This window comes from Nocardioides nanhaiensis, from assembly GCF_039542785.1.
Classification (GTDB): domain Bacteria; phylum Actinomycetota; class Actinomycetes; order Propionibacteriales; family Nocardioidaceae; genus Nocardioides; species Nocardioides nanhaiensis.
The window spans coordinates 1262899-1280491 of sequence record NZ_BAABIM010000001.1; the positions used below are offsets into that span (position 1 = coordinate 1262899).

15 protein-coding genes are annotated in these 17593 nt (G+C 74.0%); 9 read left to right on the forward strand and 6 right to left on the reverse strand.

The annotated features are described in order from the left end of the window. Positions 1-24 precede the first annotated feature (24 nt). The 3 genes from ABD948_RS06030 to ABD948_RS06040 all read left to right on the forward strand — a co-directional run bounded on the left by ABD948_RS06030 (position 25) and on the right by ABD948_RS06040 (position 3794). Positions 25-1179: a hypothetical protein gene (locus ABD948_RS06030; protein WP_345263662.1), complete on the forward strand. Its 1155-nt coding sequence runs from the start codon at positions 25-27 to the stop codon at positions 1177-1179. A gap of 10 nt (positions 1180-1189) precedes the next feature. Then, positions 1190-1678, forward strand: coding sequence for a hypothetical protein (locus ABD948_RS06035; protein ID WP_345263664.1), 489 nt, complete (start codon positions 1190-1192; stop codon positions 1676-1678). Positions 1679-1784: 106 nt separating this feature from the next. Next, positions 1785-3794, forward strand: a complete 2010-nt coding sequence (locus ABD948_RS06040) for an RCC1 domain-containing protein (RefSeq protein ID WP_345263666.1) — start codon at positions 1785-1787, stop codon at positions 3792-3794. 9 nt (positions 3795-3803) lie between these two features. Here the strand turns inward: ABD948_RS06040 and ABD948_RS06045 are convergent, their stop codons facing one another. Genes ABD948_RS06045 through ABD948_RS06060 form a run of 4 tightly spaced genes read right to left on the reverse strand, consistent with a single transcriptional unit; the run spans position 3804 to position 7859 of the window. Beyond that, complete coding sequence (locus ABD948_RS06045; protein ID WP_345263668.1) at positions 3804-4904, reverse strand: hypothetical protein; 1101 nt, start codon at positions 4902-4904, stop codon at positions 3804-3806. Positions 4905-4908: 4 nt separating this feature from the next. Next, on the reverse strand, positions 4909-5184 hold the full coding sequence (locus ABD948_RS06050; protein ID WP_345263670.1) for a DUF6752 domain-containing protein: 276 nt from the start codon (positions 5182-5184) through the stop codon (positions 4909-4911). Further along, complete coding sequence (locus tag ABD948_RS06055) at positions 5181-6761, reverse strand: class I SAM-dependent methyltransferase (RefSeq protein WP_345263672.1); 1581 nt, start codon at positions 6759-6761, stop codon at positions 5181-5183. Before ABD948_RS06055 ends, ABD948_RS06050 begins: the two co-directional genes overlap by 4 nt. Positions 6762-6821: 60 nt before the next feature. Continuing rightward, the gene (locus tag ABD948_RS06060; RefSeq protein ID WP_345263674.1) at positions 6822-7859 is read right to left on the reverse strand and encodes a glycosyltransferase family 2 protein; all 1038 of its coding nucleotides are present in this window, start codon (positions 7857-7859) and stop codon (positions 6822-6824) included. 73 nt (positions 7860-7932) lie between these two features. Here ABD948_RS06060 and ABD948_RS06065 point away from each other — a divergent pair, with 73 nt between their 5' ends. The 4 genes from ABD948_RS06065 to ABD948_RS06080 are packed head-to-tail and all read left to right on the forward strand — an operon-like array spanning position 7933 to position 13547. Beyond that, the gene (locus ABD948_RS06065; RefSeq protein ID WP_345263676.1) at positions 7933-10050 is read left to right on the forward strand and encodes a DUF6077 domain-containing protein; all 2118 of its coding nucleotides are present in this window, start codon (positions 7933-7935) and stop codon (positions 10048-10050) included. Positions 10051-10099: 49 nt separating this feature from the next. Next, positions 10100-11197 (forward strand): hypothetical protein, encoded by a 1098-nt coding sequence (locus ABD948_RS06070; RefSeq protein WP_345263678.1) that lies wholly within the window; start codon positions 10100-10102, stop codon positions 11195-11197. Beyond that, entirely contained in the window at positions 11194-11760 is a 567-nt protein-coding gene (locus tag ABD948_RS06075) for a hypothetical protein (RefSeq protein ID WP_345263680.1), read from the forward strand. Before ABD948_RS06070 ends, ABD948_RS06075 begins: the two co-directional genes overlap by 4 nt. Positions 11761-11807: 47 nt before the next feature. After that, positions 11808-13547: a peptidoglycan DD-metalloendopeptidase family protein gene (locus ABD948_RS06080; RefSeq protein ID WP_345263682.1), complete on the forward strand. Its 1740-nt coding sequence runs from the start codon at positions 11808-11810 to the stop codon at positions 13545-13547. A 10-nt stretch (positions 13548-13557) separates the two neighbouring features. Here ABD948_RS06080 and ABD948_RS06085 read toward each other — a convergent pair whose 3' ends face one another. Next, on the reverse strand, positions 13558-13950 hold the full coding sequence (locus ABD948_RS06085; protein WP_345263684.1) for a DUF2304 domain-containing protein: 393 nt from the start codon (positions 13948-13950) through the stop codon (positions 13558-13560). Beyond that, positions 13947-14732 carry a glycosyltransferase family 2 protein gene (locus ABD948_RS06090; protein WP_345263686.1) on the reverse strand — a complete coding sequence of 262 codons (786 nt, stop codon included), beginning with the start codon at positions 14730-14732 and terminating at the stop codon, positions 13947-13949. Before ABD948_RS06090 ends, ABD948_RS06085 begins: the two co-directional genes overlap by 4 nt. Before the next feature lie 167 nt (positions 14733-14899). Between ABD948_RS06090 and ABD948_RS06095 the strand changes: the two genes are divergently transcribed. Together ABD948_RS06095 and ABD948_RS06100 are read left to right on the forward strand one after the other, a co-directional pair. After that, complete coding sequence (locus tag ABD948_RS06095; RefSeq protein ID WP_345263688.1) at positions 14900-16099, forward strand: acyl-CoA dehydrogenase family protein; 1200 nt, start codon at positions 14900-14902, stop codon at positions 16097-16099. Between the two features lie 138 nt (positions 16100-16237). After that, positions 16238-17590 carry a phospholipase D-like domain-containing protein gene (locus ABD948_RS06100; RefSeq protein ID WP_345263690.1) on the forward strand — a complete coding sequence of 451 codons (1353 nt, stop codon included), beginning with the start codon at positions 16238-16240 and terminating at the stop codon, positions 17588-17590. The last annotated feature ends 3 nt before the right edge of the window (positions 17591-17593 follow it).

Consider the following 17593-nt stretch of genomic DNA (forward strand, 5'->3'; position numbering starts at 1 on the left):
CACGACGGCCCACGGTGGGCCACCATGGGCACCGTGAGCGTCGTCGTGCACGTCGGGCTGCCGAAGACCGGCACCACCTACCTGCAGCGGGTGCTGGCCGAGCACCGCGAGCAGCTGCGCGAGGCCGGCGTCCTGCACCCGAGGTTGCGGCCTGGCGCGCACTTCGAGGCGGCGGTGGAGGTGCGCGGCAGCGCCGCCAAGTTCGGTCTGGACCCGACGGCGATCGCGGGCACCTGGGAGCAGCTGTGTGCCGAGGCCCGCGCCTGGCACGAGCAGGGCGGGACGGCCGTGCTGGGGCACGAGGTGCTCGGGGGCGCCTCGCCGTCCGAGGTGGCCGGAGCCCTGGCGCCACTGGCCGGCTGCGAGGTGCACGTGGTGGCGACGGCGCGCGACCTGGGCCGGCAGGCCACCGCGCACTGGCAGGAGGAGGTGAAGCTGGGCGCCGACTGGACCTTCGCCGACCTCGAGCGCACCCAGCTGCGCGCGGACACCGGCCGCGACCAGGGGCCGGACGCCGGCGGACGCCGTCCGCACTTCTGGCACGCCCAGGACTGGGTGGACGCCCTGACCCGGTGGGGCGGTGGCCTGCCGCCCGAGCGCGTGCACCTGGTGGTCTGCCCGGCCCCCGGTGCACCCCCCGGGGAGCTGTGGCGCCGCTTCGCCGACGCCGTGGGGCCGGGGGCCGGCGCGCTGCGCCCCGACGACGCCGCGCTGCCGCCCGCGAACCCCTCGCTGCCGCCGGCGGAGGTGGCGCTGCTGCGCGAGGTGCACCGGGCACTGGCCGTGCGCGCGGAGCGTGGCGGGGAGGCACTGGACCGCTCCACCGCCCTGCGGCTGGTCAAGCGTGAGTGGGCCGAGCGCGAGCTGGCGCGCGGGGGGCCCGCGGCCCGCACGCCCGCGGCGCTCGGCCCGCTGCTGACCGAGGTGACCGAGGCCTGGGTGACCGAGACCCGCGCCTCCGGGTGGCGCGTGCACGGCAGCCGCGCGGACCTGCGCGACCTCAGCCCGGTGGTGGGGGAGCCCGGCGACCCGCACCCCGACCAGCCTCCGCCCGCGGGCAGCGACCCCGACGCGCTGGCCGCGGCGTTCCTGGAGCGGGCCCGCGAGCAGGCCGGACAGGCCACGACGGCGCGCCGGGGGCTGCTCGCGCGCCTGCGTCGGGGGAAGGGCCCGGCGTAGGGTGGCGGGCATGCGCACCCCTCGTCTGATCGCCGCCCTGGCCCTGCCGCTGGCCCTGGCCGCCGGCCTGAGCGCCTGCGGCACCGACGAGGGGGAGGGGGCCGAGCAGAGCAGCGCCGTCGAGACCACCGAGACGGCCAGCGAGACAGCCAGCGAGACGGCCAGCGAGTCGCCGAGCGAGAGCCCGACCGAGAGCGAGCTCCCGCAGGAGACGCCGACCCCGATCGAGACCGAGAGCCCCACCGAGGAGGTCGGTGCCGACTGGCCGGCCTGTGCCGAGGTGTGGGTCGACGACGCGCGGATGCCCGGCGGCTACGCCGGCTGCCGCGAGGGGGACACCGCGGTGCCCGCCGAGAAGCGCGGCTGCGCGTTCGGGCGCCCGCTGATCACCTACGCCGACCGGTTCTGGGGCGTCCCGACCGGCATCGTCCACGAGGCCGACGGGCCGCTGGAGCGCGACCGCGCCTACCGCAGCGACCTCGCCTCCTGCACGGGCTGACCGCGATCTTCCCGGGAGGATCCGGTCCCGCCCCGCGTGTCGGCTGTCGTCACACGGGTTTCTCTGATACCTGGCGTCACACGAGTCACACGGTTACCCTCCTGGGGTGAATGCGCACAGGTCCCCCCGTCACCTGGTCGCGCTCGGTCTCGGAGGACTGGCCCTCGCGGTCGGCCTGGTCGCACCCACGGCCCCCGTCACCGCAGCCGCCCCCGTGAACGCCCCGGTCACCGTCTCCGCCCCGGCCTCCGCGTCAGCGCTCGAGCCCACCCCCGGGTCGGCCCAGTCCGCCGGGGGCCAGAACACCTGCGAGGTCCGCGCGGACGCCACGCTGTGGTGCAGCGGTGACAACGCCTGGGGCCAGGTGGGCAACGGGACCCGCACCGACGCGCTGGCCCCCGTGCAGGTCGGGGACGCCGAGTGGGCCTCGGTCAGCACCGGCGGAGCCACCACCTGCGCCATCACGCTGACCACCCAGCTCCTCTGCTGGGGGCACAACACCCGCGGCCAGCTCGGCATCGGTGACAAGCCCCAGCAGTGGAGGCCCACCGCGGTGCCGGGTACCGGCTGGACGCAGGTCTCCGCGAGCTGGCTGCACAGCTGCGGCATCAAGGCCGAGGGCACGCTGTGGTGCTGGGGCAACAACGACCGCGGTGAGCTCGGCACCGGAACCAAGGTCATGAAGCGCACCCCCGCCCGGGTCGGCACGCTCAGCGACTGGACGGCTGTCTCCTCCGGCGGCTGGCACACCTGCGGCCTGCGCGCAGACGGCGTCGCCTACTGCTGGGGTCGCAACGACTTCGGTCAGCTCGGCATCGGCTCCTACTCGCCGAAGCTGGTGCCGGCCGGCGTCGTCACGACGGCCCGCTTCGCGACGATCGACACCTCGTGGTCCTCCACCTGCGGCGTCACCCAGGCCGGCGCCGCCCTGTGCTGGGGCCAGAACGACCAGGGCCAGCTCGGCAACGGTGCCGAGGACGCCCCGAGCCTGCGCCCGGCCGCCGTGGCCGGCGAGCGCACCTGGCGCTCGGTGGCCGTGGGCGACGCGCACGCCTGCGGCGTCGACACCGACGGCGCCGCCTGGTGCTGGGGCACCAACCGCTACGGCCAGCTGGGCAACGGCAGCCGGGACCGCTCGCTGGTGCCGGTGCGGGTCGCCCCCAACGGCACGAGCTACTCCGGCGTCGAGGCGGGCTGGATGCACAGCTGCGCCGTGGCGGAGCAGGGTGCACCGCAGTGCTGGGGCAACAACGAGGACGGCCAGCTGAACCGCGGCAACCGGGCCAACCGGGCCCTGCCCCCGGGCGCCACGCAGGTGGCCCCGCGTCGTGCGGCGGCCAAGCTGGAGCCCAACGTCACCATCACCTCCTTCAACGTGCTGGGCACCAACCACACCCAGCCCGGCGGGGGTGCCACCAACTACGCGCCGGGCCGGATCCGCAGCGAGTGGATCGGCAACCTGGTCGACGACTACGGCAGCGACATCGTGGCGTTCCAGGAGCTCAAGCAGGACCAGTACACCGCCATCAAGCGCTCGATGGGCGACCGCTACGCCTTCTACCCGGGCAGTGTCACCGCCGGCAAGATCGTCTGGCAGAGCGTCATGTGGGACACCAGCCAGTGGGAGTTCGTCTCCGCCCGCGACATCGTGGTGCCGGTGATCGGCACGACCCGCCCCAACGCGATGGTCCGGCTGCGCAGCAAGCTCACCGGCAAGCACATCTGGGTGCTCAACGTGCACAACTCCTCGAAGAACACCCCCGAGCGCCAGCGCGAGCGCAACAAGGCCGTCAACATCGAGATCGCCCAGATCAACGCGCAGCGCAAGAAGAACATCCCGGTCGTCTTCGCCGGTGACATGAACGAGCGCAAGACGGTGTTCTGCAAGGTCACCGGTCGCACCGACCTGAGCGCGGTGAGCGGCGGCTCCAACGTCAAGGGCAAGGCGTGCAAGCCGCCGAGGAAGATGCACCTGGACTGGATCTTCACCTCGCCGGAGCTCAAGAAGAAGGGCTTCGCCTTCGACCGCTCGCCGAAGGTCGCCCGGATCACCGACCACAACACGCTCACCGCCGTCGCCACGGTGCCGGTCAAGCGGGGGGCGGCTCGGCGGTAGCCGCGAGGGTCAGCGTTCGCGGCGCAGCAGCGCGGCCAGACGGCGCCGCAGCCGCGACGTCCGGTCCCCGCCGGGAGCAGGCGTCGCCGGAGCGGACCGCGCCCGCACCTCGCCCAGCAGGTCGGCCACCAGGTCGACGGCGCAGGCGGCCACCTCGGCGTCGGTGACGGAGTCGGGGTGGCGCCGCTCGGGCAGGGATGCGGGGACGCGGAGCGCCTCGAGGTCGCCCACGACGTGGTAGCCGGCCTCGCGCACGAGGGCGACTGCCTGCTCGCCGCGGCGCCGGCAGTCCTCGACCTGCTCGGGGCCGGGCCAGTACGGCTCGCCGCCGCGCGGCACGAGGCGGTCGTCGGCCAGGAAGCTGCGGATCCACACCCCGCGGTCGAACGCCCGGTCGAAGCCCTCGAGCCGCTCGTTGACCCGGCGCAGGGTCTCCGCCTCGACCACGCCCATGCTGGCGTTGGGGAAGCCCTCCGCGGAGGCCACGGCGGCGTCGATCCCGAGCACCGTGCAGAACCGCTCCCACAGCTCGCTGCGCGGGCGGTCGCGCCCGGGCGGGGTGATCACGTGCACCCGGGCGGGGTCGCCCACGGCCGGGCCCCAGCGCTCCAGCACCAGGCCCAGGTCCAGGGCGCGCCAGTTCCAGACCACGGTGGGGTCGGGGGAGACGCGTGCGCCGTAGTCGCCGATGCGCGTGGTGCCCTTGTTCTTCAGGTGCTCCTGCCAGCTGGAGGTGAAGAGCCCCAGCGACTCGCGCGCCGTCACGACGACGTGCACCTCCGCGCCGTCGCGCTCCAGGGCCTCGACGCCGGCGCGGGCCTGCTCGGCGGTGGCGGAGCAGAAGAACTCGTGGCTGACGAGCGCGTCACCGGGCCACGCGGCGATCTCGCGACGCACCACCTCCCACGACTCCGGGGCGCGGGGGTTGCGGCGTGCCACGTGCGGGTCCTCGCGCACCACCAGCGAGGCCCACAGGTGGTCGCGGCGCTCGCGCCCCGGCACCAGCAGCCCGACCTCGCGCAGGGTCTCGCGGTGCGGCCACACGATGGCCTGCAGGTAGGAGGTGCCGGTCTTGGGCAGACCGATGTGCCAGAAGACGCGGCGGGCCACCGGCTCAGCCGAGCTGGTCGGTGTACTCGCGCAGCACCTGCTGCAGTGCGGCGTCGTCGCGCGTGGCGAGCGGCACCAGCAGCGCCTGCACGAGGTCGGTCAGCTCGGCGGTGCGGTGGTGGTGCCGTCGGCACTCGGCGACGGCCTCCTCGAGCTCGCGCACCCGGGCGCGGAGGTCCTCGACCTCGGCGCGGCTGGGGATCCCGCGCCGCACGGCCTGCTTGACCTTCCCGACCGGGCCGAGAGCACTGCTCGGCTCCGATCCGCTGACCTGGCTCACCACTCCACCACCATCCTGCACGCGCGTCGATGAGCCCGGAACGTATCGCGCCGGCCGGTCCGCACGCCCATCCGGTCCGAGCGGATCCTGGTCTGGGAGAGCACCTTGCCCCCGCGCGCCTCGATCCCGGCACGCACCTCCGCGGCGCCCACCGGGCGCAGCAGGCTGCGGCGCGCCCACGGGTCCTCGGAGGCCGGGGAGACCAGGAAGTCGAGGTAGGCGCGGCCGCCGTCGTGGCACGCCAGCTCCAGGAAGCGCCAGAGGTTCTCGCGTCCCGCGCGGGGCAGCGCGTCGACCAGGTGCCGGGCCACCACCACCCGGTGGCCGGGCGTCGCGCCCACGCGCGCGCCCCAGGCCAGCGCGTGGCGCAGCTCGAGCAGGTTCATGGCGCCGAACTCCAGCGGAAGCCCGGTGGTCTCGGGCTCCTGGGCCACGAGCTCGAAGGCGCGGGTGGAGTAGTCCAACCCCAGTGCCGGCACCCCTCGCCTGGCCAGGAACCGGGCGTCGGTGCCACGGCCGCAGCCGGCGTCGACGACGAGCGCGGGGGAGTCCTCCCGACGCAGCGCCATGCGCGCCAGCGGGCTGGGCGTGCGCGGGGCCGCACGGTGCCGCAGGCGCTGGTAGGCGCGGTCCCAGTCGGCACGCCCCACCGAGGTGCCGCGGAACCAGTCGTTGAGCCGGGTCGTCGTGCTGGCCGGCGTCTCGAAGCGGAACGCGGGGTCCGGCGTGCGCCACCCGGGGCCGTACATCGCCTCGAGCAGGTGCGCGGGCTCGGCGGGCGCGGGCAGCGTGCGCCCCTCCAAGGTGGTGGTGCCCAGGGGGCGGATCCAGCTCTCCTCGAAGGGGGTGCGGACCTCGCCCAGCAGCACTAGGCGGCCCTCGCCGTCGAAGTAGCCGGAGAAGACGTCGAGGCCGCGCTTGCCGCCGTCGCCCTCCTCCACGGTGACCTTGATGCCACCGCCGCTGTAGCGCACCACCTCGTAGCCCATCGCGGCCAGGTGCCGCTGCACCGCGAACGACTCGAGGATCACGTCGGCGGGATGCGTGTGGCGGCTCACGTACCCCAGGTCGGCGTCGCTGTCGTGCCCGATCAGCGCGCCGTCGCGCACGGCCCCGAGCAGGGTGCCGTAGGCGGGGAAGGCCTCGACGCCGGCGTCGGCCAGCGCCTCGATGACGACCTCGACCGAGTCCAGCAGCGGCTCGACGTCGCGCTCGGTGCGGCCCTCGAAGGTCACCTGCATGCGGCCGGACTTGTCCATCGCGAGCTCGACGCCGCGGCGGTCGACCACCGCGATCCGCTCGGTGCCCGTGCCGAACCGGCGCTCCTCGTCGAAGAGGTCGACGCCGTTCACGTGGCTGCGGACGGTCAGGCAGGTGGTGCCGTCGAGGTAGCGGGCCAGCTGCTGGGGCCAGTCGACCCGACGTCTCTCCGGGTCACCCTGGGAGGGCTCGGTGTCGCGCACCGACCAGAACGACCAGATCCGGCGCCCGTCGAGCAGGACGTCGAGGACCTCGTCCCCACCGGCGTGCAGGGTGATGCCCTGCTCGTCGACGCTGAGCACGGCGAGGTCGGGCACGGGGGCTCCTCTCGGGGGCGGGTGTGGTGCGCGGAGGTGGGTGGGTCGAGTCCGGCGCGGTCACGCCAGGCGTCGGGCAAGCGCCCAGTATGTCCGGCTCAGCCGGCGTGCGGGGCCCGGCACCGTCAGGCCCGGGACCGCGAGGTCGAGGTCGCCGGTCAGCACCCGCGACCACGTGGCGTCGGGGACCACGCGCTGGCCGCGGACCAGGCGACGTCGCTCGCGCAGCAGGCGGCGGTGCCGCAGCAGCCACCACCAGCCCGCCAGCTTCTGCCGGCCCCAGCCGTCGCGCAGCGCCAGCGCGAGGGTGGCCAGCTCGAGGGCGAGCAGCGGTGCCGCGACGGCGAGCAGCATCCCCGGCCCGTACAGCGTCAGCACGAGCAGCAGCCGGTTGCGCTCGAGCAGGTAGAACTTCTGCGGGTTGCGGGAGAACTCGTAGCGGTGCAGCACCACGGCGCGCGGCTCGTAGACCACCCGCCAGCCCCGCTGCCAGCACCGCAGGCTCAGCTCGGTGTCCTCGCAGTAGGCGAACATCGGCTCGCAGAAGCCGCCCAGGGCACGGAAGCGCTCCCGGGCGATCACGGTGGCCGCCCCCGAGGCGGAGGCCACCTCGCGCGGCCGGTCGTGCGCGGAGGCCGGCTCGCCCAGGCCACCCGCCCAGCTCAGCCCGGTGAAGTGCACGGGGTTGCCCACGGAGTTCACCGTCGCGGGCTCGTCGTAGAGCCGCACCGACGCGGTCGCCATCGCGACCTCGCCCTCGCCCGGGGCGGCGCCGTTGGTGAGCGCGTCTACCAGGTACCGCAGGGCGCCCGGTCGCACCACGGCGTCACCGTTGACGAAGGCCAGCACCTCGCCCCTCGCGTGCCGCGCGCCGAGGTTGCAGCCACCGGCGAAGCCCAGGTTCTCGCCGGGCGTCACCACCGTGACGCCGGGCAGGGGCGCGAGGCGCTCGACGGCGTCGGAGGTGCAGCCGTTGTCGACCAGGACGACGTCGACCTCGACGCCCTCGGAGTCGAGGACCGAGGTGACCGCCTCCACGAGCACGGGTTCGTCGCGCCACGCCAGCATCACCGCTGTGACGCCGGGTCGGTCCGGCATGGGTGGCATGATACGGGCGCCCCACCCCCACAGACACCGGCCCACCGGCACCCGCACCCAGGAGTTCCCACCCATGCGCCAGCCCGCGCCCGTCGCCGGGCAGCCGCGGACCCTCGTGGGCCGGCTGGTCGACGCCCTGCTCGACCTCACCGCGCTCTCGCTGGCGCTGTGGACGCTGCTCTACTGCCTGGCGCTGCCGACCCAGTGGTCGCTGTGGCCCAGCGGCTGGATCTGGCTGGTCGGCACCGTGGTGATCGCGGTGCTGCGGGTCCGCGGCGCGCTGCGCCCGGTGGCCGACGTCGAGCCCCACCGGGGGCCCGCCTCCGGGCAGCCCGCCGGCGCGGGCCCGCACCCGCGCCGCGACCTGCTCCTGCTCGGCGGGCTGGTGCTCGTCGCGCTCGCCGGCGTCGGCGGCCTGGTGTGGACGCCGGGCACCTTCAACCCCACGTGGGCGGCGCTGGTGCTGGGCACCGCGGTGCTGGTCGTCTGGGCCTGGCTGAGCGGTCGCGTGCGGCCGGACGCGGCCGCGCCGGACGTGCCTGCGGATGTGCCTGCCGATGTGCCTGCCGATGTGCCGGCCGACGTGCCTGCCCACGAGCCGACCGGCTGGCGCCGCCTGGTCACGCCGAGCGAGCTCGGCGTGCTCGCGGTGACGGGTGCCATCGCGGTGCTCACCGCCTTCGTGCACCTGGCCGACACCGACGACCCCTACTACGTGAACCGATCGGTGTGGGTCGCCGAGCGCGGCAACGCGGCGCTGCTCGACACGATGTTCAGCCCCGAGCAGCTCAACAGCCCCTACGGCGGCGGAGTGCCGATCGCCTCGATCGAGGCGCTGTTCGGCGTCGTGGCCCACATGAGCGGTCTGCTCGCGGGCACCGTCACCTACCTGCTGGCCGGCCCCGCCTTCGCGGCGCTGGCGGTGCTGGCGCTTTGGCGCCTGGCCCGCCGCTGGGCGCCGCGCCGCGCGTTCCTGGTGTTCGCGGGCGCCGTGCTGTTCCTGCTGATGAGCGGCGACTCGATGCTCGGCAACTTCTGGATCGTGCGCATCTGGCAGGGCAAGGTCATCGCCGTCGCCGTGCTCATGCCGCTGCTGTGGGCGTGGCTCACCGACGCGCACGAGGCGCGGACGACCGCCGGTCGGCGCCACGCCGTCCTGCTGCTGCTGGCCGGCGGCATCGCCTTCTTCGGGCTGACCCCCACCGCGGTCGTCTGGGCGCCGCTGATGCTGGCGGTCGCGCTGGTGGCTGCTGCCGCCCTGCGCTCGCCGTGGCTGGCGCTGGGCGGTGTCGCGCTCGCCGTCGGGCCGGTCCTCAGCGGACTCGCCGTCATCCGCTACTCGGTCGAGGAGGTGGGTGGCAGCGACCCGGTCGCGCTGCCGGCTCGCGAGTCGTTCGTGCGGATCCTGGGGGAGACGACGCCGATGGTGGCCCTCGGCCTGCTCGCGCTCGGCCTCGCGGTCGTGCTCGCCCGCCGGGGGGCGCCGGCCGCGCTCGCGGGTGCGGCAGCGCTGGGCAGCGTCCTGGTCTTCGCGCCCGGGGTGCTCGAGCTCGCGAACACCGTCACCGGCTCGGGCCCGATCCTGTGGCGGATGCTCTACGTGGCACCCATCCCCGTGCTCGTGGGCCTGCTGCTCGCCGCCCCGGTCCCCGCCCTCGGTCCTGCGCGCGCCCAGGTCGCCCGCGCGGTGCCGGTGGCCGTCGGGGTGCTCGCCGTCGCCCTGCTCGCCGTCGGGGCACGCCCGATCTGGGCCCACACCGGTCACGGCGGCCCGGTGACGCTGCGCTCGAGCCCGCAGTGGAAGCTCGACACCGAGGCGCTGCGCGACGTCCGGGTGCTGGCCGACCAGGGGATCCGCGGCACCGTCCTGCTGCCCCCGCGGCGCATGAAGGTGCTCACCATGTACACCACCGACGCCTTCCCGGTGGTGCCGCGCGAGTGGTTCATCCAGAACATGCGCGAGCCGCGCGAGGTCAATCGGGGGCGCCGCGTGCTCTACCGCCTCGCCTCGGGCGAGACGCCGCTGCCGCCGCGCCAGGAGTCGTTGGAGGCGCTGGAGGCGCTGGAGGTGACGTTGGCGTGCGTCGGCCCCAGCCCCGGCGAGAAGAAGGTGCTGCGCACCTACCGCGCCGCGGGGCTGTCCCGGCAGTCGAGCGCCGGGACGCTCACCTGCCTGCGACCCCCCGCGTGACCCCCGCCGGTAGGATCGGGCACGCCACACCGACCCCGGAGGACCTGCCGTGACCACCGCCCGCGTCGTCCTCCACGTGGGGCTGCCCAAGACGGGCACCTCCTTCGTGCAGGGCACCCTGCGCAGCAACCGCGCGCTGCTCGAGGAGCACGGCGTGCACCTGCCCTCGGCCGACGGCGAGCCGCTGTTCGGCGCGGTGCTCCACCTCACCGGTCGCGCCGGCTCCTGGGGCCGCTCCGACGACGCCGGGGAGCGCACCTGGGCCGAGCTGGTGCGCGAGGCGCGACGACGAGGTGGCACCACCGTCGTCAGCAGCGAGACGCTCTGCCTGGCCTCGCCGGCGCAGGTGGGGCGCATCGTCGCCGACCTGGAGGGCTGCGAGGTGCACGTGGTGGTCAGCCTGCGCGACCCCGTGCGCCAGCTGCCGGCCGAGTGGCAGGAGGGTGTCAAGCACGGGCGGCGCTCCTCCTTCGCGGAGTTCCTGGGAACGGTGCTCGCCGACCCGCCTCCGGCGAAGGCCGGCGCCCGCCGCACCCACGACCGCTTCTGGCGCGCCCAGGACCCGCTCGGCGTCCTGGACCGCTGGAGCAGCGCGGTGCCCCGGGAGCGGGTGCACGTGGTCACCTGCCCGCCGGCCGGCGCCGAGCGCGACGCGCTGTGGCGCCGCTTCGCCACCGTGCTCGAGGTCGGCCACGTGCCGGTCGAGGTCCCCGAGCGGCAGGTCAACACCTCGCTGGGGGCCGCCCAGACCGAGGTGCTGCGCCGGGTCAACAAGCGCGTCCAGCGCCAGGGCAACGAGCGCACCTACGGCGCCGTCGTCAAGCGCCTCTACGCCGGCACGATCCTGCGCGACCAGGGCGGGCCGCGCGTCGTGCTGCCCCCCGAGCACCGCGGCCGCGCCGTCGAGCTGGCCCAGGGCTGGGCTCGCCACGTCGAGGAGCGCGGCCACCCGGTGGCCGGCGACCTGCAGGACCTGGTGCCGGCGCCGACGCCCGAGGAGCAGGAGGAGGCCGACCTGGCCCCGCGTGCCCTGCTGGCGGTGAGCCTCGACGCCACGGCCGAGCTGCTGCGCGAGGTCGAGCGGCTGCGCGAGGAGCTGGCGCAGACCCGGGGCGGCGGCCGCGGCCGCCGTGCGGTGGGGCGGTGACCGACCCCGCCGGCGCGCGTCGCGCCCTGACGACCCCCCGCTCCCCGCTGGCGCGGTGGGGCGGCGCGGTGCTGGCACTGCTGCTGGTGGCCCTGGTGGTCATCCTGCTGGTGTTCGGGGACTCGCTCTTCGGCGACGGCAACGACGACGAGGCGGCCGGACCCGAGCCCGCCGCTCCCTCGGAGTCCGCCTCGCTCGCGCCGGAGGACGATCCCGAGCCCGCCGCGGTGCGCCAGGTGGCCACCGTCGCCACCACCGTGCTCGAGACCTGGGCCCGCCCCGACACGCCCTACGAGGCGTGGTGGCGCGACCTCGCGCCCCTGCTGACCCCGGCCGGCCGGCAGGCCTACGAGTTCACCAGCCCGGCCGGGCTGCCCCGGCTCGGCGAGCTGACCCTGGACGGCGTCGAGGTGCACGGCCCCGGGTCCACCGCGACCGTCTACGTCCGTGCCGCGGGTGACGGTGACCGGCGCTACGGTGTGGACCTGTCCCGGCGTGGTGCCGGGTCGCGCTGGCTGGCCCAGCGGATCGTGTTCCCCGGGACGGAGTCGATGTTCGGATGAGGGCTCGGACGAGGGCTGGGGCGAGGCGCCCGTCGACCCGCCGCACGGTGGGCGCGCTGGCCTCGCTCGGCATCGCCGCGGGCTCCCTCACGCTCGCCCTCGGGCCCGCGACGCCGGCCGCACCCGCGGCGCCCGCCGCGGCACCGGTCCTGGAGGAGGTCGCCGACTGCGCGCGCCCGGCGCTCTCGCCCGCCCTGCGACTCGACGCCGGGCGTGCCCCCGGCCGCCGTGCTCCCGCGGCGCAGCGCCGCGAGGCCCGGCTGGCGCTCGAGGTGGCCGAGACAGGTCGCGCCCGGGGCGCCACCGCCCGGGCGCAGGCGCTCGCGGTCTCCGCCGCCCTTGCCGGGCAGGTCGAGCCCGGTCGCCAGGCCACCCGCTTCTACGACCGGCTCGAGGCAGTGCACGGCTGGTCCACGCTACCGCCCTCCATCGCCGTGCACCGGGTGCTGGGCACCCCCGACCCGTTCGCCTACGAGCGCACCTGGAAGCGTGCGGTCACCGTGCTGGGCGGCCTCAGCGCCACCCGCGGCTCGGTGGCCAGCCTGGTCTCCACCGCCGGCCGGGCGCCCTCGCACTGCTACGCCTCAGCCACCGACCCGGCCGCACTGCCCCTGCCGCCCGGCTCGGCCTACACGGTGCGACCGCGCTCCCTGGTGGCCGCCTGCGGCACGCCGGTGCTCGCCGCGCTCGCAGGCACGGTGAAGATCGCCGCCGACCCCACCGGCGGCCCCTGGACCATGACGGTCCGCGACGGCTCCGGCATCGTCGCCCGCTACGCGCACCTGCGCTCCCCGGCCGTCACCGACGGTCAGGTGGTCACCGTCGGCCAGCAGCTCGGCGAGGTCGGCGACCTGGGCGACGCCGGGCGCTGCGAGCTGGGCCTGGAGATCTCGCGCCGCGCCGAGGGCGCCGCGCGCACCGTGGCCGCCGTCCCGTTCCTGGTCGAGCGGGGTGCGGCCGGCGGCGAGCAGGCCACTACCGTGCCGGCCACCGAGTTCCGCGTGGCCTCCTACAACGTGCTCGGCCACCACCTCACCGCCCCCGGCGGCAGCAAGCGCGGCTTCGGCTCGGGCACCTCGCGCGTGGCCGCGGGCATCGCCAAGATGGAGGCCCAGGGGGTCTCGATCGCCGTGCTCAACGAGTTCGAGTCGCCGCAGGCTGGGGTCTTCCTGGCCGACGGCGACTGGGGCGTGCACCGCGCCACCCCCAACAACGTCTTCCGCGACGGCAACACCAACGGCAACGCGGTGGCCTGGCGCTCCGACACCTGGGAGATGGTGGACTCCGCGGAGTTCACGGTGCCGTGGTCCACCACCCTGCACATGCCCGTCGTCACGCTGCGCCACCTCGAGACCGGCGCGCAGGTGGTCGTGATCGGCGTGCACAACCCCGCCTCCACCTCGCGCCAGGGCAACCAGGGCGGGGCCCGGGTGATGGCCCGCTCGGTCGAGATCGGCTACATGCAGCAGCTGCGCGAGCAGCTGCCCGGCGTCCCGATCATCTTCATGGGCGACATGAACGAGCGCTCCGAGGCCTTCTGCGCCTTCACCGGCACCGGCTTCCTGGCCTCCTCGGCCGGTGGCTCGGTCGGGTCCCCGTGCTCGGTGCCCAGCCACGGTCCGGTCGACTGGATCTTCGGCTCCACCGAGCTCGACTTCACCGGTCAGTTCATCGACCGCTCGTTCCTGGGGCGGATCAGCGACCACCCGCTGGTCACCGGGTCGGTCCTCTACCCCGAGCACGAGGTTCCCGAGGTGCTGCTCGAGCGGGGCGACCCCGAGGCCTGAGGGGCGGGGATCAGGAGCCGTCGCGGGGCGTGTGCTCCGCGGGACCGTCCGGGCGATCACGGCGCTCGCGGCGCTGCAGGTCCAGCCGCAGCAGGGCGACCTCCTCGGCCAAGGTCCGGGTCTTCTCCTCCAGCCGGCCCAGCTCGTGGCTGTGCTGCAGGGTGAGCACCAGCAGCACCAGGCTGGCCAGGAAGAAGAGCAGGTTGACCGGTACCTCGACGCCGACGAGGTCGGCGGCGCCGGTGAGCAGACCCGGGAAGACGGCCAGCAGCAGCACGCCGAGGGCCACGAAGAACCACAGCACCGCGTACTTCTCGCGCAGCCGGTGACGGCGCATCAGCTCGAACAGCGCCACCAGCACGGTGGCGGAGCCGGCGATGCCGAGGATCACGGTCGAGCTCACGGCTGCTCCTCGCGGTGGACCCGGGCCGCCTCCGCGCGCACGCCCGGCGGCGGGGGAGGGGTCTCGGGCCACCGGCGCACCAGCGCCAGCGACAGGGCGACGACGGCCCGCGCCAGGTACAGCGCCGCCCGGAACGGCGTCTGGCTGGCCACGCCCCCCTGGCGCAGCCGCATCTGGACCGGCACCTGGGTGACCCGGCAGCCGGCGCGGATGGCGATCACGGTGGACTCCACGGTGTCGCCGAGGTACTCGGCGGGGTAGTGCGCGGCGAAGAGGGTCAGGGTGCGGCGGTCGGCGACGCGGAACCCGCTGGTCACGTCGGTCAGCCGCGTGCGCGCCATCCGCGAGAGCGTGCGCGCCAGCACCTTCATCGCGAGCGCGCGCATCGCACCGACCCGGTACGGCTCGCCCTCGCCGGCGAAGCGGGCCCCGATCACGAGACCGACCTGCTCGGGCCCGCCCAACCGGGCGACCAGCTCGGGCAGGTAGCGGGGGTCGTGCTGGCCGTCGGCGTCGATCTGCACCGCGACGTCGTAGCCGCCCTGGACGGCGTGCCGGTAGCCGGTGCGCATGGCTCCACCCACCCCGAGGTTGAAGGGCAGCTGGGCCACCTCGGCCCCGGCCTCGCGGGCGACGGCGGCGGTCGCGTCGCTGGAGCCGTCGTCGACGACGAGCAGGTCGACCCCCGGGTTGGTGGCCCGGATCTCGGCGATCGTGGCGCCCACGGTGTCCTGCTCGTTGTAGGCAGGGATCACCACGAGGACGCGGGGACCGGGCTGCACCCCCGCACCCTACCGAGGCGGGTGCCCGGGGCGCGGGAGCGGGCGCGGGAGCGGGACAACCACCGCCGCGAGTGAAATGCGTCATGGCCGCTGCGTGGCCGCGCGGGCTACCGTGGGGAGTCACGTTACCCACGAGTCACGAAGCGACTCCGCCTCCGAGGAGCACCATGCCCCGCCTGTGCGAGACCGACGGTCTCACCGACGTCCAGACCGAGATCCTCAAGGCCGTCCGGCAGTTCGTGGACGAGCAGATCCTGCCCGTGGCCACCGAGCTGGAGCACAAGGACGAGTACCCCCAGCAGATCGTCGACGGGCTCAAGGAGCTCGGCGTGTTCGGTCTGATGATCCCCGAGGAGTACGGCGGGCTGGGCGAGTCGCTGCTCACCTACACCCTGGCCGTGGAGGAGATCGCGCGCGGCTGGATGAGCGTCTCGGGCGTCATCAACACCCACTTCATCGTCGCGTGGATGCTGATGCACCACGGCACCGAGGAGCAGAAGCAGAAGTACCTGCCGCGGATGGCCACCGGCGAGGTGCGCGGCGCGTTCTCGATGAGCGAGCCCGGCTGCGGCTCCGACGTCTCCGCCATCAAGACCAAGGCGGTCAAGGGCGAGGACGGCGAGTACAGCATCACCGGCCAGAAGATGTGGCTGACCAACGGCGGCTCCTCCAACCTGGTGGCCGTGCTGGTCAAGACCGACGAGGGCGCCGACTCGGTCTACAAGAACATGACCACCTTCCTGGTCGAGAAGCAGGAGGGCTTCGGCGAGACCGCCCAGGGCGTCACCGTGCCCGGCAAGATCGAGAAGATGGGCTACAAGGGCGTCGACACCACCGAGATGATCTTCGAGGGTCACCGGATCTCGGGGGAGCAGATCCTGGGCGGCGAGCCCGGCAAGGGCTTCTACCAGATGATGGACGGCGTCGAGGTGGGCCGCGTCAACGTGGCCGCCCGCGGTGTCGGGGTCGCCCTGCGCGCTTTCGAGCTCGGCGTCGAGTACGCCCAGCAGCGTGAGACCTTCGGCAAGAAGATCGCCGAGCACCAGGCCGTGCAGTTCCGCCTGGCCGAGATGGCGACCAAGGTCGAGGCCGCCCACCAGATGGTGGTCAAGGCCGCGCGGGTCAAGGACAAGGGGCAGCGCAACGACCTCGAGTCCGGCATGGCCAAGTACCTGGCCAGCGAGTACTGCCGCGACGTCGTGGAGGACTCCTTCCGCATCCACGGCGGCTACGGCTTCTCCAAGGAGTACGAGATCGAGCGCCTCTACCGCGAGGCCCCCATGCTCCTCATCGGCGAGGGGACGGCCGACATCCAGCGGATGATCATCGGCCGCCGCGTCATCGAGGAGTACCGCAGCCGCTCCTGAGCACCTGCCGCCGTCGGCGGCACGACCCACCCCAGGGCCCGCGCGTGGATCCCGAGAGCGCGCGGGTGCTGGGGTAGGGTCGCGCACGACCCAGGGCCGTCAGCACGGTCTCGTCCACGTCTTTTGGGAGTCTCCTCCATGCGTTCACCCCGGCTCGCGCTCGGCGCGGCCCTCGTGGGCCTGATGGCGCCGCTGGCCGTCGTCGCCTCCTCACCCGCGCTCGCGACGGCCCCCTCGGCCGCGCCCGCCTCCTCGCAGGTCTCGCAGATCGCGCCCGTAGCGGCCCCGAAGAAGAAGCCCGGCGCCACCAAGAAGAAGAAGGCGGGCTTCACGCCGCCCAACGGCGTGCTGTTCAGCGACCCGATGATCGCCGGCCAGAACCGCAACATCCTGGGCCGCGTCATCCGCACGATCCGCAACACCGCCAAGGGTCAGACCATCCGCGTGGTGGTCTGGAACTACGACGACCGCCCCGTCACCAACGCCCTGCTCGACGCCGACCGGCGCGGCGTGCACGTGCAGGTGGTCGTGTCCGGCTCGGTGGCCAACCCCAACTGGAACCGCACCCAGGCGCAGCTGAACCGCAACCGCAAGGACAAGAGCTTCGCGGTCAAGTGCAAGGGCGGCTGCCGCAGCCGCACCAAGATCATGCACTCGAAGTTCATCACCTTCTCGAAGGTGCGCAAGGCCCGCAACGTCTCGATGTTCGGCTCGTTCAACCTCACCACGCCCGCGGGCAACCGGCAGTGGAACGACATGATCACCACCCGCAACCCCAAGATGTACAACGCGCTGGTGCAGACGTTCCAGGAGTACCGCCGCGACAAGGACATCAAGGGCGCCTACAAGGTGTTCAACCTGGGTCGCAACCAGATCACGCTCTACCCCTCCTTCGGGCGCAACGTGATCAAGGCACAGCTGCAGAAGGTGCGCTGCAACGCCACCAGCAGCGGCCGACCCACCGTGGTCCGCATCGCCATCGCCGGCTGGTTCGACGCCTACGGCAGCGACATCGCCCAGCAGGTCCGCAAGCTCTGGGACCAGGGCTGCAACATCCGGATCATCACCACCCTCGCGGGTCGCGGTGTGAACCAGATCCTGAAGAACCCCCGCGGTCGCGGTCCGGTGCCGATCCGCACGCTCACCTACGACCCCAACAACGACGGGGTCCCCGAGCGCTACCTGCACATGAAGAACATCGCGATCCGCGGTTGGTTCGAGGGCAACCCGGCCGCCAACGTCGTGATCACGGGCTCGCCCAACTGGAGCACCCGCGCGCAGAGCTCGGACGAGGTCCTCTTCCGGCTCACCAAGGCCAACGCGCTGACCACGGCTTACATCAACAACACCGACCGCCTCTTCAACGGTCCGTGGTCGACGATGCGGATGGCGGCCTCGCGGACGATGCTGATGCGTGGTGCCAGCAACTTCGGCGGCGTGCCCAACCTGCGCACCGGTGAGAACGTCCCGAAGTGGTTCGAGCTGAACTGAGCC

What these genes read in the sequence shown, in the direction of transcription:
- ABD948_RS06030 (WP_345263662.1), top strand. Translation starts at nt 25, where the DNA reads ATGGGCACCGTGAGCGTCGTCGTGCACGTCGGGCTGCCGAAGACCGGC.
- ABD948_RS06065 (WP_345263676.1), top strand. Translation starts at nt 7,933, where the DNA reads ATGCGCCAGCCCGCGCCCGTCGCCGGGCAGCCGCGGACCCTCGTGGGC.
- ABD948_RS06035 (WP_345263664.1), top strand. Translation starts at nt 1,190, where the DNA reads ATGCGCACCCCTCGTCTGATCGCCGCCCTGGCCCTGCCGCTGGCCCTG.
- ABD948_RS06100 (WP_345263690.1), top strand. Translation starts at nt 16,238, where the DNA reads ATGCGTTCACCCCGGCTCGCGCTCGGCGCGGCCCTCGTGGGCCTGATG.
- ABD948_RS06060 (WP_345263674.1), bottom strand. Translation starts at nt 7,859, where the DNA reads ATGCCGGACCGACCCGGCGTCACAGCGGTGATGCTGGCGTGGCGCGAC.
- ABD948_RS06095 (WP_345263688.1), top strand. Translation starts at nt 14,900, where the DNA reads ATGCCCCGCCTGTGCGAGACCGACGGTCTCACCGACGTCCAGACCGAG.